Below are 21,156 nucleotides of genomic sequence, written 5' to 3'. Positions count from 1 at the left end.
TAGTTTATGCGAGCTTTTGATGTTAGGCAACCGGCCCGGCCAACCGCACGACCACCTTGCCGAATGCCCCCCGGCGCAGGTGCGCCAGCGCCTTGTCGACGTCGGCGAAATCGTAGACAGCGTCGACCACCGGCGCGATGCCGTGGCGGTCGATCGCTGCCACCAGGGCTTCCAGCCCGTCCCGGTGCCCCACCCCAATGCCCTGAATGTGGGCACGTTTGAGCAACACTGGGTATACCGGCAGTTGCAGCGTGTCCCCGCCCAGCATGCCGATAACCGAGACCTTGCCGCCCGGGGCGAGCGCCGTCATCGTCTCCCGCATATCGCCCCCCGCCAGTTCCAGCACCTGCTCGACACCCCGGCCCTGCGTCAGTTCGAGCACCTCTTGTGCCCAGCCCTCACGCCGCCGCACGCCATGGGTAACGCCCAACGCCGCCACCCGGGCAAGTTTCGCTTCGCTCCCGCTCGTGACAATGACTTTCGCGCCATGAGCCAGCGCGAGTTGTGCGCCGAACAGCGCTACGCCCCCCGTCCCGATCAACAACACCGTCTCGCCGGCCGCCAGCTTGCGGCCGGTACCGAACAGCGCAAACCATGCCGTGAGTCCTGCGCAAGTCAGCGTTGAGGCAGCCACATCGTCGAGCGTCTCGGGCGCATGCACCAGCGACGCCTCGTGGAATACGGCGTATTCGCGCAACACCCCCTGCAAGGTTCCGCCGAAGATTTCCAAGCCCTCCGGCGCCCGCTCGCCGCCGATCCACCGGTCCCAGAACGTATTGACGACACGCTCGCCCACGACAACGCGGGTCACGCCCGCGCCAACGGCCACAACCTCGCCTGCCATATCCGACCCCGGCACGAACGGAAACGTCACCGGCAACCCCATGCCCGTATCGATCATCAACGCGTCGCGGTAATTGAGCGATACCGCGCCCACTTTCACCAGCACCTCGCCCGGGCCCGGCTGCGGAATGTCTACACCCACTCGCTCAAGGGCCGCTTCACCCAGCGTCGCCATTTGCCATTGCTGCATCGTTGTCATTGCCAAGTCCTTTTGCCGATTTGAAATGCCCGGTACACCGGGTAGACATCGTCAGCTTATTGGAGAATACTCAGCGGCAGTGTTGGCACTTTTTCCACAAATTGGCGACTTATGGGAACCAATGAGATCTATACGCCAGACCGGCTATCAGGCATTTCCGCCTTCGTGGCCGCCGCCGATGCCGGTAGTTTTTCGGGCGCCGCACAACGGCTGCACCTGACACGCTCGGCCGTCGCCAAACGGGTGGGCCGGCTGGAAGCGCGGCTGGGCGTGCGCCTGTTTCATCGCACCACACGCAACCAGCATCTGACCGACGAGGGGCAGACCTTCTATCAACGCTGCACGAAGGTGCTGGCGGAGCTGTCGGAAGCCGAAAATGAACTGAGCGCCGGCTCGCAAACGCCGATGGGCAAGCTCCGGGTGACCATGCCGGTACAGATCGGCCGGCAGTGCATCGCCCCCGTCTTGCTGGGGCTGGCCCGCACCCACCCGCAGTTACGGTTGGAAATGGCGTTCAGCGACCGGCGAGTCGACCTGATCGAAGAAGGCTATGACCTCGCCGTGCGCAGTGGTCATCTCGACGACACGCCCGGGCTCAAGGCCCGTTCGCTGGGCGAACAAACGATGGTGCTATGCGCCTCGCCCGCGTATCTCGCCGAGCGCGGTACGCCACAGACCCCGGCTGACCTCGCCGCACACGAACGGTTGATGTACGGACGCAACGGCAGTCTCTATGAATGGACCGCGTTGTCGATGGTGCACGAAGCGCGCCGGGCACCGCGCTTCGTGCTCGACGACCTCGTCACGCTGGTCGACGCCGCAGAACAAGGACTCGGCATTATCTGTGTTCCGCATTGGGTCGCCGCGCACTCACTGTGCACCGGCAGACTTCAGCGATTGTTGACGCAGGTGTACGCGCCCGCCACGCCGCTGCATTTGGTCTGGCCCGACACGCGGCATCCGTCGCCGAAACTGCGCGCTGCCATCGACGCGCTGGTCGACGCCACACGCGAGTTGCTCGCTGCCCCCGCATGTGTCATGACGCCAACGCCGTAATGTACGGAGCACCTGTCGCGGATCACTACGGGGTGTGTTCGGGCGTCAGAAACGGCGACTGCCGTGCCTTGATCGCCGCGGCGCGCATCGGATATAGCCGTTCCCAGGCTTGCGCCGCCCAGGTGCCACCCAGCAGCGTGGCGAGACAGTCTCGACGCGACAGGATCCGATGCACCAGCGTCTCCGGGTCGTCAACGCGTTCGTCGTCGGTGCCACCGTTGCACGCAGGCACCGCGCGCGCAATGAGACTGGCGCTCGCCGCCCACGGCAAGATATCCGACGCGCCAATGCGCCCCAGCCGGTAAGCCATCTCGGCCGCGAGTGCACGCACGCCGGTCGGATCCTTCATTTCGTCGAGCATGGTCCTGGCGTCTGTGGTCAGCGTCATGGCACCGAGCCTGCGCGCAAATGGCGTGCAATACTTGCCGTGCCGAAACCGCGTCGAATCCGTCAGCGCACCTTCCGGTATCAATGCGCCGAATGTCCCGGTATCGGATTGCCCTGAGCGCCCTGCACGATGCAGTGCCCCGTGTGAAGCAAGCCCCTGCCGATGCCGCGATCGCTCACCGTCGTGCCCGCCTTCACCGCCGCCATCCCATTCGCCCGGAACCGCTGCGCCAAAGCAGGCCCTGAAGTCCACGGTCATGATGTAAGGCAAATCGTCCTTGTCGCGCCAGACACCGATATTCCCCATGAACGCGTCGCACAAATCTCGATTGTCGAGCCAAAGCGCAGCAATGTAGTGCCGCTCCAACGCGCACTGATAAACGTCGGGAAGCGCCCGACAGAGCACCGCGCGTCTGTCGTTGCGGGCCTCGACGGCGACAGCATGCGCGTGCGCGTTCGTCGGGCGTTGCGCAGCAAGGGTGGCACGCTGTGCCATTTGCAGCCCGATCTCGTCGACTTCGGCGCGGGCTTGCCTGCACGCATCGTCGGCACCACCGCGCGCACCGTCGATCACACGCCACGCGGCATCGCCCTCCAGCCATTGCCCCAGCGGCCGATAGGCCGGCAGGTCGGTGGTTGCCAGATAGACGCGCTCGGGCGCATGCGTCCCATCGAACGCGAGCGAGCACCCGCGCACCAAAAGCGTCGTTGGCGTGGCGAGCCCCAACGCACCCCACAGCCGGGAAGCGAACCATGCCTGCGTTGCGCGCCAGGTGCTTGGACAGGCCCTCACGACGAACTGCGCGGCGTCGGCGCGCTGCCCCAGCGACATTCGCACGGTTTCCCGACTCGCCCCCGGCGGCTCGGCCTCGTGCACGGGCCGCGCTTCGGAAAAGTCGTACGGCCCGGCAGGCGGCAACGATGCGCCACTGCCGTCGTGTCCTGTAACGGGCCCGAACGCTGCGAGAGGCACGGGTTCCGGCACCGCCGCGTTCCGTTCCGGCCGCACAGTAGAGAAACTGCCGGCAGCGATGCCTCCCGGCGAACAAGCGTTGATGTCCATCACGACACTCCTTGGTCGTATGGCAGGACGTCCGCGCGCCAAGCGCATGTCAGCCGCCCCTGTTGAGATCGGCTGATCTTGCTGCGCAAGCGGGCAGCGCGCTTTGGAAAACGAGGCAAGTTCGGACAATTCCGCTGCGTGCGATAGGCAGACGCGTGATAGGCTCGCGCCATGTCTACGTTTCCCCGCATTCTTGTCAGCAGTTGCCTTCTGGGCCATCCGGTGCGCTATCACGGACGCACCGCCCCCTGCGAATCGCACGCCGCCGCCATTCTCGAGCGCTGGCAAGCCAACGGTTTCATTCTGCCGATCTGTCCCGAAGTCGCCGGCGGATTGCCTACCCCGCGCCCGCCCGCCGAGATCGCTGGCGCAACGGGTGGCAACGCCGTGTGGCAAAAGCACTCGCGCGTGATCGACAACACCGGGGCCGACGTCACCGAGGCATTTCTCGAAGGCGCGCAACGCGCGCTGGCTTTGGCGCAGCGGTACGGCATCCGCATTGCGGTACTCAAGGAAGGCAGCCCGTCGTGCGGCAGCACGTCGATCTATGACGGCTCGTTCAGCGGCCGGCAGATGGCGGGCGAAGGTGTGGCAGCCGCGTGGTTGCGACAGCACGGTATTGAAGTATTCAGCGAGCACACGCTCGCCGAGGCAGACGAAAGACTGCGCGCCATCGACACCCTTTGATAGCGCGCCGTCTTCTCGACTGCGAAACAAACGCCAATCAGGCATCAGACACCGGATATCACAGCTCGATTTTCGTTCCCAATACAACGAGGAACTGCGCGATCCATGCGGGATGTGCGGGCCACGCAGGCGCGGTCACGAGCTTGCCGTCGGTATGCGCCTCGTCAATGGCGATCTCCATATACTTTCCGCCCGCCAGACGCACCTCCGGAGCACATGCCGGGTAAGCCGAACACTCACGCCCTTCAATGACGCCCGCGGCCGCAAGCAACTGCGCACCGTGACAGATCGCCGCAATCGGCTTGTCGTTCTCGGCAAAGTGCTTCACCGCCGCAAGCACCTCGTTGTTCAGACGCAAATACTCCGGTGCGCGGCCGCCGGGAATTACCAACGCGTCGAAGTCGGCCGGTGACAGTCCATCGAACGTGGCGTTCAGCGTGAAATCGTGTCCACGCTTCTCGCTATATGTCTGATCGCCTTCGAAATCATGAATCGCGGTGCGCACCTTGTCGCCCGCCTTCTTGCCCGGGCAGACCACTTCCACCCGATGCCCCACGGCGCTCAGCGCCTGCACAGGCACCATCAACTCGTAGTCTTCGACATAGTCGCCCGCCAGTACCAGAATCCGCTTCTTGCCCATGTGACTCTCCGTTCAGAGAAAAGATGGAAGGGAAACAGCCCCTCCATGTTACTCAATTCCGGTGACACCTCCGGGGCGGCATCGAACGCGCCGCCGTTACGCCTCGTCAGCGAAGGCAGGCGAAAAAAAACCGCGTGCCGAGGCACGCGGTGTCAAGTCGGCGCAAAACGCCGTCGGTCAATCGGAAGCCCACGCTGCCCGGTCGAATCCGCTATCTGCCGGGCGCGCGTCAATATCGTGAAGTGTCGTCAGTCGGGTGTGTCGCGTCAGTAAGTTTCGAGATGCAGACGCCCTTCCGTCTTCATCCGCTGCCACAGGGACTGCCAGTCGAGCCCGGCCTCGCCCGCAATGGTTTGCAGCACTTGCAGCACACCATCCTCCATGCCCTTCAATCCGCACACGTAGATGTACGTGTGTTCGTGGCGCAGCAGCGCCGCCACATCGGCTGCGCGCTCGCGCATCGCGTCCTGCACATAGCGTTTCGCTTGCCCCGGCGTGCGCGAGAAGGCGAGATTCGTGTCGATGAAATCCTTCGGCAGATTGAGCAGCGGGCCGAAGTACGGCAGTTCGCCCTGCGTGCGCGCGCCAAAGAACAGCATCAACTTGCCTGTCGCCCCCTTCATCCGGCGGCGGCGGCGATATTCCGTCATCGCCCTCATGGGCGCGGCGCCCGTGCCGGTGCAGATCATCAGCAGATGCGAATCGGCGTGGTTCGGCATCAGGAACGTGCTGCCGAACGGGCCCATCACATTCACCACGTCGCCCTTCTTCAGATCGCACAGGTAGTTCGAGCACACCCCACCGACCGCCTGCTCCTGATGATCCTTGGTCACGCGTTTGACCGTGAGCGCAAGGTTGTTGTAGCCAGGACGCTCGCCGTCGCGCGGCGACGCAATCGAGTACTGCCGCGCGTGATGCGCTCGCCCGTCGGCCGTGGTGCCCGGCGGAATGATGCCGATCGACTGCCCTTCGAGCACTGGGAACGGTTGCTTGCCGAAGTCCAGCACAATGTGATGGATATCGCTCTCGGCACTCGTGTCGGTCAACCGGTAGTTACCCACCACAGTGGCCTGAATCGGCGCCTTGTGGTTGTACAGATTGACGTAGGGTTTCGCAGCCGACCACGGCGGCACAACCGAGCCGCGCACGAGATCCGAGCCGCCGATGACCGGCTCGGGCATGTCGGCCGAGGCCTTGCCGGCGGCGCCCTCGGCCGCTTCGCCGATCGAGCCCTGACCGGCGATAGCGTCGTCCTGCACGGGCAGTTCGTCCCACGTGAGTTGCTCGTCGACCGAGTACGCCTCGGCCTTGAGCACGTCGCGCCAGTTGTCGATGGCCCCCGTCGGGCATGGCGAGATACATGCCATGCACCCATTGCACGTGTCCGCGCGCACGACGTAGTTGTTCTCGTCGTGCGTGATCGCGTCGATCGGACACGTCTCCTCGCAGGTATTGCAGCGAATGCAGATCTCCGGATCGATCAGATGCTGCTTCAGAACTTCGACCGGAACGGGGCCGTTCATGATGCTGTCTCCTTGTGGGGAATGCGCTGCTGCTTTTTTAGTTGAAGCGCACGTACTCGAAGTCGATAGGCTGACGGTTGATGCCCATCGGAGGCGGCGCAATCCAGTTGGCGAACTTGCCCGGCTCGACCACTCGGCCCATGAGCGACGCCACATACGCACGGTCTTCCGACGACGGCAGCCATTCGCGCTCGTGCGCGGCCCACTCCGTCTCGCTCACCACGCGACCGTCCGGCGACACGCGCACACCGGCGAACGTACCGATCTGACGATTGAACGCCTTGTGCGGCACCGTCAGACGGAAATCGATACCGGCCTTCTCCAGCACCTTGTTCCAGCGATTCACCCCAGCGACCGAGTCCTTGATGTAGTCGTCGCGCAGGACTTCGTTCATCGCGTTGAGCATCGGCACTTCGCGCTCGACGAGCTTGCCGTTGTCCACGTCCAGCAAACGGTACATCTGACCGTTCAGTTGATGGTCGTCGTCGCGCTTGCTCTCCTCATAGCGCCCCTTCAGGCCGGAGCTGTAGAAGATTGCGGCATTCGAGGACTGGTCCGCACCGAACAGGTCGATCGTCACGGAGTAATGGAAATTCACGTAGCGCTGAATCGTCGGCAGGTCGATCACACCGGCCGCACGCAGCTTCGAGACGTCGTCGGTCTTGAGTTCGTTCATCACCTGCGCCGTGCGTGCAATCACGCGCGACACTCCCGACTCGCCCACGAACATGTGGTGCGCTTCTTCGGTCAGCATGAACTTCGTGGTGCGCGCGAGCGGATCGAAGCCCGATTCGGCCAGCGCCGAGAGCTGGAACTTGCCGTCGCGATCGGTAAAGTACGTGAACATGTAGAACGCCAGCCAGTCCGGCGTCTTTTCGTTGAACGCACCGAGAATGCGCGGATTGTCGTCGTCGCCCGAGCGACGGCCAAGCAGCGCTTCGGCTTCTTCACGACCGTCGCGGCCGAAGTAGCGATGCAGCAGGTAGACCATCGCCCAAAGGTGGCGGCCTTCCTCCACGTTCACCTGGAACAGGTTGCGCAGGTCGTACATCGACGGCGCCGTCAGCCCAAGGTGGCGCTGCTGCTCCACCGACGCCGGCTCCGTGTCACCCTGCGTGACGATGATGCGGCGCAGGTTCGCGCGGTGCTCGCCCGGCACGTCTTGCCATGCGGCCTCGCCCTTGTGCTCGCCAAAGTGAATCTTGCGATCGGCTTCGCCCGGCGTGAGGAAAATACCCCAACGATAGTCCGGCATCTTCACATGATCGAAGTGCGCCCAGCCGCTCGGGTCCACACTCACGGCGGTGCGCAGGTAGACGTCAAAACCGTGCGAGCCTTCCGGGCCCATGTCGCCCCACCAGGACAGGAAGTTCGGCTGCCACTGCTCCAGCGCGCGTTGCAGCGTGCGGTCGTCCGACAGGTTGACGTTGTTGGGGATCTTCTCGCTGTAGTTGATCGAAGCCATCGTGGGAATCCTCGTGTCTCGTGGTGTCTCGTGCGTATTCTGTGAAAAACGTCTCGTCTGAAGCCCGCGCCGCCCGGTGTCGGGCACCGGTGGCGGCGCCGCCCTTTCGTCAGACGCGGTTCAGGTCGAACTGCGCCTTGTTGCCCTTGCCGTAGACCTTGAGCGCGCCCTTCTCGCCCACGGCGTTCGGACGGATGAAGATCCAGTTTTGCCACGCCGACAGGCGGCCGAAGATACGGGTGTTCATCGTCTCTTTGCCGTTGAAGCGCAAATTCGCTTCCATGCCGGTGAGCGCATCGGGCGACATGGCCGCACGCTCCTCGATGGCGATACGAATTTCGTCCGGCCAGTCGAGATCGTCGACGGCGGCCGTGACCAGCCCCAGACGCTCGGCTTCATCCGGACGCACTGCACGGCCAATGGTGGCGCGCACGGCGTCGAGTTCGGCCGCGTCTTCATAGAAGCGGCGCGCCAGACGCGATTGATCGGTGACCATCGGCAGCAAGCCGAAGTTGACTTCGGTCAGTGTGATCGCCGGTTCGTCTTCCTCGCTCGCCGGCAGCGCGGCCATGTAGGTGCGGTCGGCGGCAAAAGCGAATTCGGCCAGCGTGCCGGCGAAGCACGAGTCCGGCTCGATCAACGCGAAGAGCGAGCGCGACGACACGTCGATACGCGCAAACGTACGGCGCAGCATGCCGATCGTCTCGCGCACGAACCAGTGATCCTGATGCGCCAGCAACGAGGCGTCGGCGGCCAGGACATGTTTCGCCTCGCCCTCGGTGCGCAGCAACCATGTGCCGATGTCGAGTTCGTTCGTACGCAGATTGAGAATGGCGTCGTCGAGTTCGCGGGCCATCTTGAGCGGCCACCAGTTCACGCCTGCCGCTTCGATACCGGCAATATCCGACGGCGGCGCAGACTTCGGCGCCTTCACAGTGATGCTGGCCGTACGATTCGCGCGGTCGATTTCGACATCGACGAATTCATAGCGGATGGCGTCCGGCTCGTCAGTGCGCTCGATACGCGTGAGCGTCACGCCCTTGCCCCCCGGACGATGGCTACCCTGCGCCAGTTCCAGTGCACGGGCCGCGACCGTTTGCGCAAATTGCGCGGGCTTGACCACCTCGTCGACCAGACGCCACTGCTTGGCGCGCTCGCCACGAATACCTTCGACAATGGTGCAGAAAATGTCGGCACGATCGTTGCGCACATGTCGCTTGTCGGTCAGACGCGTGAGGCCGCCGGTGCCCGGCAGCACGCCCAGCAGCGGCACTTCGGGCAGCGCAACCGACGACGACCGGTCGTCGACCAGATAGATCTCGTCGCAAGCGAGCGCTAGCTCGTAACCGCCGCCGGCGCACGCGCCGTTCACCGCGGCGAGAAACTTCAGACCGGAGTGGCGGCTGGAGTCTTCAAGACCGTTGCGCGTTTCATTCGTGAACTTACAGAAGTTGACCTTCCACGCATGGGAGGACAGGCCGAGCATGAAGATGTTGGCGCCCGAGCAGAACACACGGTCCTTGGCGCTCGTCACCACGACCGTCTTCACTTCCGGGTGCTCGAAGCGGATGCGTTGCACGGCATCGTGCAGTTCGATATCCACACCGAGATCGTACGAATTGAGCTTGAGCTTGTAGCCCTCGCGAATGCCACCGTCTTCCGCGATATCGATCGCAAGCGTGGCCACCGGGCCCTCGAAGCTCAGTTTCCAATGCTTGTACTGCGTGGGGTCCGTACGGTAGTCGACGTGGGGTTTGCCGAACATGATTGCCTCCAACACGAATAATGATCTTGTTGGATTGCAATATAGTGCAGCATCACCACGTCGTCAATCGTTTATTTGAATAAAAATGAATTATTTTGCAGAAACGAAGAGATCAATCCGACGATAACTGCACCGCCAGGCGTCCGCGAAGCTGCAGGTAGGCGTCGGCCAGCGCACGGCCACCGGTGTCGAAGCTCATGTCGGCCTTGGCGTAGAAGTCCTGCCGGCCCGCCAGAATGCGCTTGAGGTCGTCCATCGCCTCCGCATTGCCCGACATCGGCCGCAGATCGCCCTGTGCGACGACCCGCTTCATGTGCTCTTCCGGCGACGCTTGCAGCCACACCGTATAGCAGTGCGTCAGCAGGAAATTGAACGTGGCGGCGTCGCTCACAATACCGCCCGGCGACGCGATCACAGCACGCGAATGCTCCGCCACCACGGCTTCCAGCGCGCGCAACTCATAACGGCGGTAGGCCGTGGCGCCATACAGCGAATAGATTTCCGATGGCGGGCAGCCTGCCAGTTGCTCGATCACGCGATTGAGTTCGACGAAAGGCACATGCATATCGTCGGCGAGCATGCGGCCCAGCGTCGACTTGCCTGCACCGCGCAGCCCGATGAGCGCAATGCGTCCGCGCCGGTCGGGGTCGCGCTCGCTACCAGCGAACAACTCACTCAGCGCCTGACGCGCCCGCGTGAGCGCCTCGCCGTCGCGCCCGTGCAGGATCTCGCGAATGAGCAACCACTCCGCCGACGACGTCGTTTCGTCGCCCACGATCTCCGCCAACGTGCAATTTAGTGCCTGTGCCAGTTGGCGGAGAAACAGCACCGACGCATTACCCACCCCCGACTCCAGATTGGCGACGTGACGCTCGGAGACGGCCGCATCCAGCGCCAACGCCTTACGGGTCAGGCCGCGCCGGGCGCGAAGCGTTCGCACCCGCTCGCCCAGCGCGACCAGGAACGGGTCCTTCTCCCCGGCGCCGCGCGCCGTCGGCACCCCATCGGCTTGCGCACTCTTATTCATCAGGCGAGATCCTCGAAGCAGGTAACATGTAATATATTGCTTGACAGCGAAATTTGCATGCTCTAATTTTCACCATGCGCCGATAAAAAAGCAAACGCGGGCCAGACATTCTGTGCACCGCCCTTGATCGGCGTCATATCAACAGACAGTGCGCAGACCGCAATGCGCGAGCGACAGAGCATTGCACAGGCAATGCCGGTTCCCGAGCGACTCGGGCCCACTACGCCGCGAACGGTACAGCGACTGCGACGTCCCCAGGAGACATGGATGGATGTGCCCCAATTTCAGGCGCTGATTGCCGATCTCACCCGGCAACTCGACGGCCGCCCCATCGACGCCCACCTCGCCGAATGGCTGAACACGCATTACGGTGCCGGTTCCGCCGGTTTCGAAGCGTTGGCCGACGCCTGCCGCACCGGCGTTGCCGAAGGCTGGCTTTGCAATCGCGAAGGCGGCGGCATTCGTTACGGGCGTGTGATCAAACCCACACCCGACACGCACGGCTTCTCCGTCGACGTGGTGGACATGGCCGATCTTGCCGGCCCCCACCATGTGCATCCCAATGGCGAAATCGATCTGATCATGCCGCTCACCCCGGGCGCCACCTTCGACGGGCATCCGGCGGGCTGGTGTGTGTACGGTCCCGGCACAGCGCATCGGCCGACGGTCGCCAACGGGCGTGCCCTCGTCCTGTATCTGCTGCCGGAAGGCGCGATCGAATTCACGCGTAGCGCCTGATCCGGCGCGCGCCCGGACACACTGCACCTCGCATGTTTACCTGCTGGATTCACTTCGGTTCATGGTTATGAGCACCCCTGCATTGCTGGAAAACTACGTCGCTGGCCAATGGGTGGCCGGTGCACCGCAGACGTCGAACGCGAGTGGACATACCGCGCTCACCGATCCCGTGACTGGGGAAACGCTTGCCTACGTGTCGAGCGCCGGTCTGGATCTCGACGCCGCGTTCACCTTCGCCCGCGAGACGGCAGGCCCCGCGTTGCGTGCCTTGTCGTATGGCGAACGTGCACAGCGACTCTCGCAAATCGTGGCCACCTTGCAGGCGAATCGGGACGACTATTACGCCATCGCCACCGCCAATTCGGGAACCGTTGCGACTGACTCCGCCGTCGATATCGACGGGGCCATCTATACCTTGTCAACGTACGCCAAGCTCGGCTCCGCACTTGGCGACGCCCACACGTTGCTCGACGGCACCGCCGTGCCGCTGGCCAAGGACGCCTCGTTCGCGGTGCGCCACGTGTTCCGTCCGACGCCAGGCGTGGCGCTCTTCATCAACGCATTCAACTTTCCCGCATGGGGACTCTGGGAGAAGGCCGCAGGCGCACTGCTGGCGGGCGTGCCCGTTATCGTCAAACCCGCAACGTCGACCGCCTGGCTGACGCAGCGCATGGTGGCCGATATCGTTGCCGCAGGCATTCTGCCCGCGGGCAGCCTGTCGGTGATCTGCGGTAGCGCGGCCGGTCTGCTTGACCGTATCGGGCCGTTCGACGTGGTTTCCTTTACCGGCTCGGCCGACACTGCGGCCACGCTGCGCGCGCATCCGGCCTTCACGCAGCGCTCTGCGCGCATCAACGTGGAAGCCGACAGCCTGAACAGTGCCGTCCTGTTACCCGACGCCGCGCCGGGCACCGCCGCATTCGACCAGTTCGTGCGCGAGGTCGCGCGGGAGATGACCGTCAAATCGGGCCAGAAATGCACGGCAATCCGCCGCGCGATGGTCCCTGTCGATCTCTTCGATGCCGCCGCCGCGGCGATTGCCGAGCGTCTCGCCAGGACGGTCGTCGGCAACCCCCGCAACGAGACCGTGACGATGGGCTCGCTCGTGAGCGTCGCGCAAAAACGTGCCGTGCTCGACGGCATCGCGCATTTGCAGGCGGAGGCCGAAACGCTTTACGACGGGAATCGCGATGCCGTGTTCGTCGACGCCGGGCCGGACAGCGCCTGCATGGCGCCCGTGCTGCTTGGCTTGCGCGATGGCGCGAGCGGCAAGCGCGTGCATGACACGGAAGTCTTCGGCCCTGTCGCAACACTCGTGGGCTATCGCGATCTCGACGAGGCGGTCGCGCTCGCCAAACGCGGGCAAGGCTCGCTCGTCGTCTCCCTTTATAGCAACGACGCCCTCGCCATGCGCGCTCCCGCCCTGGCACTGGCCGATGCACATGGCCGCGTGCATGCGGTCGACCCTTCTGTGGCGAAGACCCAGACGGGTCACGGCAACGTCATGCCGCAATCGCTGCATGGCGGGCCGGGTCGTGCCGGCGGTGGCGAAGAACTGGGTGGCCTTCGCGCACTGCGTTTCTATCATGTGCGTTCGGCCGTACAGGGCCCCGCCGCGCTGGTCGAAGCGCTGACGCAGGACGCCGTCGAATTTCCGAAGTCTTAGCGTATCAAGCCAGCCAACGTCGCAAGCCGTCGCAGTCAAGGTGATTCATACAGGCGCCGTCAGAGCGCCATAAAGCACTCACGCCGCGCATCCACCGTTCAGTCGTGAGCGGTGCGCCGCGCGGTGATCCACCGGAGGCAACATGCAAGCCGTACTCACCCCACCGCCGGCGAACTTCAACTTCGCCGCGCACCTTGAGGCGCTTGGTCGCGGGCGCGCTGCCAAGACTGCTTATATCGACGACACGCGCACGCTCACCTATGGCGAACTGGCGGAGCAAAGCCGGCGCTTTGCGACCGGACTCGCCCGCGCCGGCATCCATCGCGAAGCGCGCATTCTGCTCGTCATGCTCGACACCGTCGACCTGCCGATCGCGTTCCTCGGCGCCTTGTACGCCGGTGTCGTGCCCGTGGTCGTCAACACGCTGCTTACCGCCGACGACTACGCGTACATGGTTGCGCATAGCAAGGCGCAACTCGTCATCGCGTCCGGCGCGCTCATGCCCACGGTGCAGGCAGCACTGGAGAAGGTGCCCTCGCCGCCACCGTGCGTCGTCTCGCAACCGATTGCCGCCGAGACGGACACGGCAACGATCGTGCCGGCATTCGACGCGCTGCTCGATGGACCGCCGAGCGCACTGCCAGCCGATACCGCCGGCGACGACATTGCGTTCTGGCTGTACTCCTCGGGCTCGACCGGCAAGCCCAAAGGCACCGTGCACACGCATGCCAACCTGTACTGGACGGCAGAGACGTATGGCCGAAATGTGCTCGGTATTCGCGAAGACGACATTGTCTTTTCCGCAGCGAAACTGTTCTTCGCGTACGGGCTGGGCAACGGACTGACGTTCCCGCTGACGGTCGGCGCTACGGTCGTGCTGATGGCCGAGCGCCCCACCGCGGAAGCCGTGGCAAAGCGGCTGTGCCAACATCGTCCGACAATCTTCTACGGTGTGCCCACGCTCTACGCCAACCTACTCGCCTCGCCGCATCTGCCCGCCCGCCAGGACGTGGCGTTGCGCGTGTGCACCTCGGCAGGCGAAGCGCTACCGCGTGAAATCGGCGAGCGATTTACCGCGCATTTCGGTGCGGAGATTCTCGACGGCATTGGCTCGACCGAGATGCTGCACATCTTCCTGTCGAACCGCCCGGGACAGGTCGTCTACGGCACGACCGGCGAACCGGTGCCGGGCTACGCCGTGGAGTTGCGCGACGAGAACGGTCAGCCCGTGCCCGATGGCGAGATCGGCGACCTGTACATCAAAGGCCCGAGCGCAGCCCTCATGTATTGGTGCAATCGCGAGAAGTCGCGCGCGACATTCCTCGGCGACTGGCTCAGGAGCGGCGACAAGTACCAGCGTCTGCCCAATGGGTATTACGTCTATGCCGGACGCAGTGACGATATGCTCAAGGTCAGCGGCCAGTACGTCTCGCCCATCGAAGTGGAGATGGTGCTGATGCAGCACGACGCCGTGCTCGAAGCCGGTGTCGTGGGACGCGACGACAACGGCCTGACCAAGACGCAGGCTTTCGTCGTGCTCAAGCCGGGGGTCGCCGCGACCGACGCGATGGCCACCGAGTTGAAGGCGTTCGTCAAAGCCCGGCTCGCGCCGCACAAATACCCTCGCGAGCTGGTGTTCGTCGACGATCTGCCGAAGACAGCCACCGGTAAAGTGCAGCGCTTCAAGCTGCGCGAGTTGCTTTAGGAGACGACACGACAATGTCGGACGTACAGTTCGCCCGGATCGAGACAGCCTCGCACGGCCCGCTCTCGCTAGAGTATCGATGGATCAACCGCGAACGCACGCAAGCGCCGCTGCTGGTCTTTCTGCACGAAGGACTGGGTTCCGTCGCCATGTGGAAAGACTGGCCGCAGCAGTTGTGCGACGCCGGCGGCTATCGTGGCCTTGTGTATTCGCGCAACGGCTACGGCCGCTCCACCCCGCGCGCACGCGACGAGAAGTGGCCGGTGGATTTCATGCACCGTCAGGCCCGTGAGGTGTTGCCCGCATTTCTCGACGCGGTCGGTGTCGGCCCCGATCAGGCGGATCGTCTGTGGCTTGTGGGTCATAGCGACGGCGGCTCGATCTCGCTGCTGTTCTCGGCCGCGTTCCCGGACAGGCTCGCCGGTGCGGTGGTACTCGCGCCGCACCTCTTCGTCGAAGATGTGTCGGTCGAGAGCATTGCGAAGACAAAGGCCGTGTACGAAACGACCGACTTGCCCGCAAAACTCGGCCGCTATCACGACGATGTCGATTCGGCGTTCTGGGGCTGGAACGATATCTGGCTGGACCCGGCGTTTCGCGAATGGAATCTGGAGGGCGCCGTGGCGAGCATCTCGAAGCCGCTGCTCGCCATTCAGGGCGAAGACGACGAGTACGGCACGATGGCGCAAATGGACAGCATCGCTGCGCATGTGCCGCACGCCAAGGTGGTGAAGTTAGCGGCCTGCGGGCACTCGCCGCATCGCGATGCGCCAGCGCCGCTGGGCGAAGCTATCATCGCTTTCATCGGCAATCACGCAGACCGTCGGGCAGCGTGACGTAAGGTGCCGTTGCGGGCGCGTATCGCTCTCGCGAGCGCGCCCGTCAGCCGGTGATTGAACCGTACCTCAGATCACTCGCACGCCGGGCGCGCCCGGGCGCATCGCGCCGACAATACCGGCTTCGTCGAAGCCGTCCGCGCGGAAAACGGCGAGCACATCGTCGACCGCGCCGGGCGCGCAGGACACCAGCAACCCGCCGGCGGTCTGCGGATCGCACAACAGATCGCGATCACGCTCCGTCAAACGCTCCCCCATGTCGACCGACGCGCCGTAAGACGCCCAGTTGCGGCCAGACGCGCCCGTAATGCATCCCTTGTCGGCCAACTCGCGCACACCGTCGAGCAGCGGCACATCGGACATGCGCAGATAGGCCGCAAGATTCGCACCGCGGCACATTTCCAACGTGTGGCCGAGCAGACCGAAGCCGGTCACGTCCGTGAGCGCATGCACGCCGGGCAACGCGGCAAGCGCCGGGCCGACACGGTTCAGCCGTGTCGTGGCGTCGATCATGCGGCGATAACCCGCCTCGTCCAGTTGATTCTTCTTGAGCGCCGCCGACATCACGCCCACACCGAGGGGCTTGCCGAGCACCAGCACGTCGCCCGCCTGCGCGTCGGAATTGCGCTTCAGCCGCTTCGGATGCACGACCCCGAGTGCGGCGAGACCATAGATCGGCTCGACCGAGTCGATGCTGTGGCCGCCTGCAATCGGAATGCCCGCCTCGGCGCAGACCGATTCGCCACCGCGCAGAATCTCGCGGATCGTCTCGCGCGGCAGCACGTTGATCGGCATGCCGACAATGGCGAGCGCAAAGATCGGCTTGCCGCCCATCGCGTAAATGTCGGACAGCGCATTGGTCGCGGCGATACGGCCGAAGTCGAACGGGTCGTCGACGATGGGCATGAAAAAGTCCGTCGTTGCGATGATCGCCTGTTCGTCGTTGAGCTGATACACCGCAGCGTCGTCGGAGGTTTCCGTGCCCACCAGCAGCGCGGCCGGCGCGGGCAGCGGCGCTTCGTTACGGGCGAGCAGTTCGGATAGCACGCCCGGCGCGATCTTGCAGCCGCAGCCGCCGCCGTGCGAGAGCGAAGTCAGACGCGGCGCGGCCGGTGCGGCGCCTGCTTGAGTTGCATCGATTGCGGTCATGGTCGTTGATGTTCGTTGGGGATAGCCGGGAACCCTTCGTGAAGCGCGTATGAGTACCGCTCAGGGCTTCGTCAAAGCTCGCCGCTCCCGGGTGACGACAGTTTGCCAAAACTCGACGTATTATGATGCAGCTTTGGTGCGTCGATATGTCTCGAAATGGCTGAAGATGTCCGGCGACGCCGCCATGCTACCGGTTCACATGGTCCCTGCATTGCGGGACACCATGACCACCGCATCTCAACGCGCTCTTGCAACACCCTAACCACCATGCGCCGTGAGCGCTGACGCCAAAGGGGATCTCATCATGCAACGCCGCCGCTTCCTCTCGCTGGGTGCCTGCGCCCTGCCCGCTTCCGTTCTGTCGAGTTCGCTGCTGCCCGCCCATGTGCTGGCGGCGCCCGTGCGTACCCCGTCGGCCGACGCCGCCGAAGGCTGGCGCACCTTCGAGTTGACCACCCAGGTCGACCTGCCGGCCGGTCACGGCCCGGCCAACGTGTGGCTGCCGGTGGCCGCCTCGCCGTCGGGGGGGTATCAGCGCGCGCTCGGCACCCGCTGGGAAGCGCCGGGTGCCAACGCCGAGTTGCGCACCGTGCGCGGCGCGGCGGGCATCGGCGTGCCGATGCTGGCGGTGGCATGGCCCGACAGCGCGGCGCAAGGCTCCCGCACGGTCACCCTGGTGAACACCTTCGCCACGCGCGACCGGCAGGTGGACCTCGCACAACCGCCCTCGGCCAACGCGCCGCGCGAATCGCCCGAAGTCCTGCGCCGATATCTGCGCCCGACGGCACTCCAGCCGACCGACGGTCTGGTGCGCGAAACGGCCGAAAAGATCACACGCGGCGAAAAGGGCGACGTTGAGAAAGCGCGCGCCATCTACCAGTGGATCGTCGAGAACTGCCGTCGCGAAGGTTCGGTGCGCGGCTGCGGCACCGGCGACGTGCGTTACATGCTCACGACCGGCAACCTCGCGGGCAAGTGCGCCGATATCAACGCACTCTTTACCGCCCTCGCGCGCTCGGTCGGTATCCCCGCGCGCGACGCTTACGGTGTGCGTGTGGCGGCGTCGAATCGTGGCTTCAACAGCCTGGGCAAAGCGGGCGACGTCACGCGTGCGCAGCATTGCCGCGCCGAGTTTTACGCCGCCGGCTACGGCTGGGTGCCGGTCGATCCGGCAGACGTGCGCAAGGTCGTGCTTGAGGAAGTGCCGGGTGGTCTGCCGGTCGACGACCTGCGTGTGCGTGCCGCGCGCGCCATGCTCTTCGGACAGTGGGAGATGAACTGGGTCGCGTTCAATCACGGCGCCGATGTACCGCTGCCGGGCGCACGCGCCGCGCAGGACAACGCCGTGCCATTCCTCATGTACCCAAATGGCGAAGTGGCGCGTGCCCAGCTCGACAGCCTCAACCCGGACACGTTCCGCTATCGTATGAGCGCCCGGGAAATCACCGCCTGACAAGGCGGAATCGGCTGAGGACTGAGCCGGCCCGCGAGATTCACGACACGCACACGCAGGAGAGTATCGCCATGCAACGCCGTCATTTTCTTCACACCCTCGGGGCCCTCGGAACCGCCGGTGCGCTGGGCGGCACCGGCGCGCAGGCGCTGGCAGCCGGGCCGGTCAAGGGGGCGGCGGAAGTCGACGACAGCGCGCTCGCGGGGACATCCGGCGGCACGCTGTCGGCCTGGCGCGGTACGACACCGGTGTTCACGCTCGACGGGCTCGACGGCAAACAACACGCGCTGTCCGAGTGGCGCGGACGTGTGGTTATCCTTAACTTCTGGGCAACGTGGTGCGGCCCCTGTCGCGAAGAAATTCCTGCGATGGGGGCGGTCGCCCGGCAATACCGTCAGCGGGGTCTCACACTGGTCGCCGTCAATTACAAGGAGCCGCTCGCCACGGTCAGGCCGTTCATCGACAAACTCCCTATCGACGGCACGGTTCTGCTAGACACCGACGGCGGTGTCTACAAACGCTTCGGATCGCTCGGCTTACCCGCCACCTATCTCATCGACCGCGCGGGTAACGCACGCTTCTGGCGCATGGGCGAACTGGAATGGAGCGACGTCGGCCTGCACGGACACATCGAAGCGCTGCTGACGCAAAAGGATGGCGCGAGAGCGTGACTGCCTGCCACCGTGCATTTTGCGTGCGCCTGCCACCGGCTGCCACCTCCTGCCGTTCGTCACTCGGCAACGACACGCTGCGCGGCCTCATTCACATGATCGAGCAGTCGCGCGGCCGGTCCCGCCAACACGCCCTCGCGATGCGCGCAGTACAACGGCGCACGCGGCGCGGGGGTCAGCGGCCGATAGACAATGCCCTCGACCTGCATGCGCATGAGCGACGCGGGCACCACCGATACCCCCAGCCCTGCCGCCACGAGCGAGAGCGTTGTGAGCAGACGCGGCGCCTCCTGTTCGATGTTCGGGCTGAAGCCCGCACCGTGACACGCAGCAATGATCGCGTCGTATAGTCCCTGCCCCGTGCGGCGTCGATAGAGAATCAATTTCTCCGCCGCGATTGCCGTCATCGGCACGGCCGCCTTGCCTGCCCGCCCCGTGAGCGCAAGCGGGTGCGCCGAGGGCACGGCGAGCACCATCGACTCTTCAAGTACCGGCATGAAAACGATCTGCCCGATGTCGCCCTGCGGCTGACGAATGAACGCAACGTCCAGATGACCGTCGCGCAAACCGTCGAGCAACTCGCTCGTGCTGCTCTCGTCGAGCATCAGCGAAACCGATGGCGCGTCACGCCGAAACGCGCGGATCACCGTCGGCACGAACGGATGCAGTGCCGACGAGCTGGTGAAGCCCACGGACAACCGCCCTTTGACGCCTGCCGCGACACGACGCACGTCGTCCACCGCCTGATCGAGCTTGCGAACGACGTCGTACGCATCGCCGAGAAACGCCTGACCGGCATCGGTGAGCGCCATACCGCGAGGCAGGCGTTCGAAGAGCGTGACGCCCAATTGCGTTTCAAGGACGCGGATCTGTTGCGAGAGCGGCGGCTGCCCGATCCCGAGACGCTCCGCTGCACGCGTCATGTGCCCTGTTTCAGCCACCGCAATGAAATAGCGCAACAGGCGTATGTCGATATTTGCCATATTGGTTCGATATCAATCAAGTCACTTCCATATATTGGACAATATAGCGCAATCGTCCTAATCTCAAGGGGTCCCGCGCGGCACGCGTGCCCCCCTTCCTGAAGACACCCTCTGCCGGGCGGCCCTCACCGTAGTCCAGTTTCAGAACTCACCCGTCATGAGCACTCCGGCTTCAACCGCTCCTGCCGCATCCGGCGCCTCCGCCGCGATGCCGGTCACGCCCGTTGCCGACGCCCCAAGCGTTCGCACCCTCTTCTTCGGTTTCCTTGGTCTTGGCATGACCGCGTTCGGCGGGGCATTGCCGTTGGCGCGTCGCATGATCGTCGAGAAACACCGATGGGTCACGCCGGCGGAATTCACCGATCTGCTGGGGCTGTGCCAGTTCCTGCCCGGCGGCAACATCATCAACCTGTCGGTGGCGCTCGGCATGCGTTTTCACGGCTGGCGCGGTGCGCTCGCGTCGATCCTCGGGCTGATTGCCGCGCCGTCTGCCGTGGTCATCGTGCTGGGCACGATCTATCAGCACTTTCAGAGCGATCCGCACGTGAAGCACCTCTTCGCGGGGCTCGCGGCAGCCGCGGCCGGCCTGTTGGTGCAGATGGCGTGGAAAGTGGCGTGGCCGCTGCGCAAGTCTGTGGCGCTGGCAGGTGTGGCCACGGCGTGCTTTATCGCGATTGCCGTGCTGCGCGTGCCGCTGGTGCTCACCATGCTCGTCATGACGCCGATCTCGATTTATGCCACCTGGAGAGTCTCGCAATGACCGGCACGCTCATCTCGCTCGCGCTCATCTTCACGCAGTTGTCGGTGCTGGCGTTCGGCGGCGGCAACACGATCCTGCCGGAAATGGAGCGCCAGGTCGTCGATCTGCATCACTGGATGACATCCGAGGAATTCAGTGCGCTGTTCGCCTTGGGGCAGGCCGCGCCCGGCCCGAACCTCATGATCGTGACGCTCGTGGGCTGGCATGTGGCCGGCTGGCAGGGCATGCTGGTCACCTCGCTCGCGAAGTTCGGGCCGTCTTCGCTCATCACCATCGGTGTGCTGCACCTGTGGGAGCGCTTCAAGGACCGGCCGTGGCGCAGCATCGTGCAGGCCGGTCTGGTCCCCATGACAGCCGGACTTGTCGCCGCGAGCGCGGCACTCATTGCCGAAGCGTCGGCAACGTCCTGGCTGCTCGCAGGCATCACCGCCTGCGTGGCCGTGTTCGCGATCCGCACCCGCGTTCACCCGCTGTGGTGGCTCGCGGCCGGCAGCATTGCCGGACTGCTGGGCGGGACGTATCTGTAACCGCCGATGCAGC

The 21,156-nt window shown here is 64.6% G+C and carries 19 protein-coding genes; 10 read left to right on the top strand and 9 right to left on the bottom strand.

The features are described from left to right. Window positions 1-22: 22 nt before the first annotated feature. Complete coding sequence (locus AT395_RS08145; RefSeq protein WP_197088149.1) at window positions 23-1,033, bottom strand: zinc-dependent alcohol dehydrogenase family protein; 1,011 nt, start codon at window positions 1,031-1,033, stop codon at window positions 23-25. Window positions 1,034-1,153: 120 nt separating this feature from the next. On the opposite strand from AT395_RS08145, the gene AT395_RS08140 reads away from it, so the two are divergent. Next, window positions 1,154-2,098 (top strand): LysR family transcriptional regulator, encoded by a 945-nt coding sequence (locus AT395_RS08140; protein WP_048627601.1) that lies wholly within the window; start codon window positions 1,154-1,156, stop codon window positions 2,096-2,098. 25 nt (window positions 2,099-2,123) lie between these two features. Here AT395_RS08140 and AT395_RS08135 read toward each other — a convergent pair whose 3' ends face one another. Further along, the gene (locus tag AT395_RS08135; protein ID WP_048627602.1) at window positions 2,124-3,548 is read right to left on the bottom strand and encodes a hypothetical protein; all 1,425 of its coding nucleotides are present in this window, start codon (window positions 3,546-3,548) and stop codon (window positions 2,124-2,126) included. A 171-nt stretch (window positions 3,549-3,719) separates the two neighbouring features. Between AT395_RS08135 and AT395_RS08130 the strand changes: the two genes are divergently transcribed. Next, window positions 3,720-4,235 carry a 2-thiouracil desulfurase family protein gene (locus AT395_RS08130; protein ID WP_048627603.1) on the top strand — a complete coding sequence of 172 codons (516 nt, stop codon included), beginning with the start codon at window positions 3,720-3,722 and terminating at the stop codon, window positions 4,233-4,235. 58 nt (window positions 4,236-4,293) lie between these two features. On the opposite strand, the gene AT395_RS08125 is transcribed toward AT395_RS08130, so the two are convergent. The 5 genes from AT395_RS08125 to AT395_RS08105 all read right to left on the bottom strand — a co-directional run bounded on the left by AT395_RS08125 (window position 4,294) and on the right by AT395_RS08105 (window position 10,655). Then, on the bottom strand, window positions 4,294-4,875 hold the full coding sequence (locus AT395_RS08125; RefSeq protein WP_042112219.1) for a DJ-1/PfpI family protein: 582 nt from the start codon (window positions 4,873-4,875) through the stop codon (window positions 4,294-4,296). 266 nt (window positions 4,876-5,141) lie between these two features. Next, window positions 5,142-6,398, bottom strand: a complete 1,257-nt coding sequence (gene boxA / locus AT395_RS08120; RefSeq protein WP_042112220.1) for a benzoyl-CoA 2,3-epoxidase subunit BoxA — start codon at window positions 6,396-6,398, stop codon at window positions 5,142-5,144. Between the two features lie 37 nt (window positions 6,399-6,435). Next, a complete protein-coding gene (boxB, locus tag AT395_RS08115; protein WP_042112221.1) occupies window positions 6,436-7,863 on the bottom strand; it encodes a benzoyl-CoA 2,3-epoxidase subunit BoxB in 1,428 nt (475 codons plus the stop codon). 109 nt (window positions 7,864-7,972) lie between these two features. Continuing rightward, on the bottom strand, window positions 7,973-9,628 hold the full coding sequence (gene boxC / locus AT395_RS08110; RefSeq protein ID WP_042112222.1) for a 2,3-epoxybenzoyl-CoA dihydrolase: 1,656 nt from the start codon (window positions 9,626-9,628) through the stop codon (window positions 7,973-7,975). Between the two features lie 112 nt (window positions 9,629-9,740). After that, window positions 9,741-10,655, bottom strand: coding sequence for a helix-turn-helix transcriptional regulator (locus AT395_RS08105; protein WP_042112223.1), 915 nt, complete (start codon window positions 10,653-10,655; stop codon window positions 9,741-9,743). 267 nt (window positions 10,656-10,922) lie between these two features. Between AT395_RS08105 and AT395_RS08100 the strand changes: the two genes are divergently transcribed. The 4 genes from AT395_RS08100 to AT395_RS08085 all read left to right on the top strand — a co-directional run bounded on the left by AT395_RS08100 (window position 10,923) and on the right by AT395_RS08085 (window position 15,600). Beyond that, window positions 10,923-11,393, top strand: a complete 471-nt coding sequence (locus tag AT395_RS08100) for a DUF4863 family protein (RefSeq protein ID WP_042112224.1) — start codon at window positions 10,923-10,925, stop codon at window positions 11,391-11,393. A 61-nt stretch (window positions 11,394-11,454) separates the two neighbouring features. Next, window positions 11,455-13,059 carry a 3,4-dehydroadipyl-CoA semialdehyde dehydrogenase gene (locus AT395_RS08095; RefSeq protein ID WP_048627604.1) on the top strand — a complete coding sequence of 535 codons (1,605 nt, stop codon included), beginning with the start codon at window positions 11,455-11,457 and terminating at the stop codon, window positions 13,057-13,059. Between the two features lie 142 nt (window positions 13,060-13,201). Beyond that, window positions 13,202-14,764, top strand: coding sequence for a benzoate-CoA ligase family protein (locus AT395_RS08090; protein ID WP_048627605.1), 1,563 nt, complete (start codon window positions 13,202-13,204; stop codon window positions 14,762-14,764). Between the two features lie 14 nt (window positions 14,765-14,778). Beyond that, on the top strand, window positions 14,779-15,600 hold the full coding sequence (locus tag AT395_RS08085) for an alpha/beta fold hydrolase (RefSeq protein WP_048627606.1): 822 nt from the start codon (window positions 14,779-14,781) through the stop codon (window positions 15,598-15,600). 69 nt (window positions 15,601-15,669) lie between these two features. Here the strand turns inward: AT395_RS08085 and selD are convergent, their stop codons facing one another. Beyond that, entirely contained in the window at window positions 15,670-16,749 is a 1,080-nt protein-coding gene (gene selD, locus AT395_RS08080) for a selenide, water dikinase SelD (protein WP_042112228.1), read from the bottom strand. A gap of 304 nt (window positions 16,750-17,053) precedes the next feature. Here selD and AT395_RS08075 point away from each other — a divergent pair, with 304 nt between their 5' ends. Next, window positions 17,054-18,202, top strand: coding sequence for a transglutaminase-like domain-containing protein (locus AT395_RS08075; protein WP_053086306.1), 1,149 nt, complete (start codon window positions 17,054-17,056; stop codon window positions 18,200-18,202). A gap of 71 nt (window positions 18,203-18,273) precedes the next feature. Further along, a complete protein-coding gene (locus AT395_RS08070; RefSeq protein WP_048627607.1) occupies window positions 18,274-18,873 on the top strand; it encodes a TlpA family protein disulfide reductase in 600 nt (199 codons plus the stop codon). 59 nt (window positions 18,874-18,932) lie between these two features. Here the strand turns inward: AT395_RS08070 and AT395_RS08065 are convergent, their stop codons facing one another. After that, entirely contained in the window at window positions 18,933-19,856 is a 924-nt protein-coding gene (locus AT395_RS08065) for a LysR family transcriptional regulator (RefSeq protein WP_048627608.1), read from the bottom strand. 157 nt (window positions 19,857-20,013) lie between these two features. Between AT395_RS08065 and AT395_RS08060 the strand changes: the two genes are divergently transcribed. Both AT395_RS08060 and AT395_RS08055 read left to right on the top strand, forming a co-directional pair. Next, window positions 20,014-20,616, top strand: a complete 603-nt coding sequence (locus AT395_RS08060; protein ID WP_082164621.1) for a chromate transporter — start codon at window positions 20,014-20,016, stop codon at window positions 20,614-20,616. Then, the gene (locus AT395_RS08055) at window positions 20,613-21,143 is read left to right on the top strand and encodes a chromate transporter (protein WP_042112231.1); all 531 of its coding nucleotides are present in this window, start codon (window positions 20,613-20,615) and stop codon (window positions 21,141-21,143) included. Before AT395_RS08060 ends, AT395_RS08055 begins: the two co-directional genes overlap by 4 nt. Window positions 21,144-21,156: the final 13 nt, after the last annotated feature.

Source organism: Pandoraea apista, from assembly GCF_001465595.2.
In the GTDB taxonomy this organism is placed as follows: domain Bacteria; phylum Pseudomonadota; class Gammaproteobacteria; order Burkholderiales; family Burkholderiaceae; genus Pandoraea; species Pandoraea apista.
Note: the sequence above shows the minus strand (reverse complement) of the source record. Positions and strands in the feature narration are given on the sequence as shown.

Bases quoted from the DNA above. Each gene is read 5' to 3' on its own strand.
- boxC (WP_042112222.1), bottom strand. From the start codon at position 9,628: ATGTTCGGCAAACCCCACGTCGACTACCGTACGGACCCCACGCAGTAC.
- AT395_RS08145 (WP_197088149.1), bottom strand. From the start codon at position 1,033: ATGCAGCAATGGCAAATGGCGACGCTGGGTGAAGCGGCCCTTGAGCGA.
- AT395_RS08065 (WP_048627608.1), bottom strand. From the start codon at position 19,856: ATGGCAAATATCGACATACGCCTGTTGCGCTATTTCATTGCGGTGGCT.
- boxA (WP_042112220.1), bottom strand. From the start codon at position 6,398: ATGAACGGCCCCGTTCCGGTCGAAGTTCTGAAGCAGCATCTGATCGAT.
- AT395_RS08075 (WP_053086306.1), top strand. From the start codon at position 17,054: ATGCAACGCCGCCGCTTCCTCTCGCTGGGTGCCTGCGCCCTGCCCGCT.
- AT395_RS08095 (WP_048627604.1), top strand. From the start codon at position 11,455: ATGGTTATGAGCACCCCTGCATTGCTGGAAAACTACGTCGCTGGCCAA.
- AT395_RS08090 (WP_048627605.1), top strand. From the start codon at position 13,202: ATGCAAGCCGTACTCACCCCACCGCCGGCGAACTTCAACTTCGCCGCG.
- AT395_RS08055 (WP_042112231.1), top strand. From the start codon at position 20,613: ATGACCGGCACGCTCATCTCGCTCGCGCTCATCTTCACGCAGTTGTCG.
- selD (WP_042112228.1), bottom strand. From the start codon at position 16,749: ATGACCGCAATCGATGCAACTCAAGCAGGCGCCGCACCGGCCGCGCCG.
- AT395_RS08125 (WP_042112219.1), bottom strand. From the start codon at position 4,875: ATGGGCAAGAAGCGGATTCTGGTACTGGCGGGCGACTATGTCGAAGAC.
- boxB (WP_042112221.1), bottom strand. From the start codon at position 7,863: ATGGCTTCGATCAACTACAGCGAGAAGATCCCCAACAACGTCAACCTG.
- AT395_RS08140 (WP_048627601.1), top strand. From the start codon at position 1,154: ATGGGAACCAATGAGATCTATACGCCAGACCGGCTATCAGGCATTTCC.
- AT395_RS08135 (WP_048627602.1), bottom strand. From the start codon at position 3,548: ATGGACATCAACGCTTGTTCGCCGGGAGGCATCGCTGCCGGCAGTTTC.
- AT395_RS08105 (WP_042112223.1), bottom strand. From the start codon at position 10,655: ATGAATAAGAGTGCGCAAGCCGATGGGGTGCCGACGGCGCGCGGCGCC.
- AT395_RS08070 (WP_048627607.1), top strand. From the start codon at position 18,274: ATGCAACGCCGTCATTTTCTTCACACCCTCGGGGCCCTCGGAACCGCC.
- AT395_RS08085 (WP_048627606.1), top strand. From the start codon at position 14,779: ATGTCGGACGTACAGTTCGCCCGGATCGAGACAGCCTCGCACGGCCCG.
- AT395_RS08060 (WP_082164621.1), top strand. From the start codon at position 20,014: ATGAGCACTCCGGCTTCAACCGCTCCTGCCGCATCCGGCGCCTCCGCC.
- AT395_RS08130 (WP_048627603.1), top strand. From the start codon at position 3,720: ATGTCTACGTTTCCCCGCATTCTTGTCAGCAGTTGCCTTCTGGGCCAT.
- AT395_RS08100 (WP_042112224.1), top strand. From the start codon at position 10,923: ATGGATGTGCCCCAATTTCAGGCGCTGATTGCCGATCTCACCCGGCAA.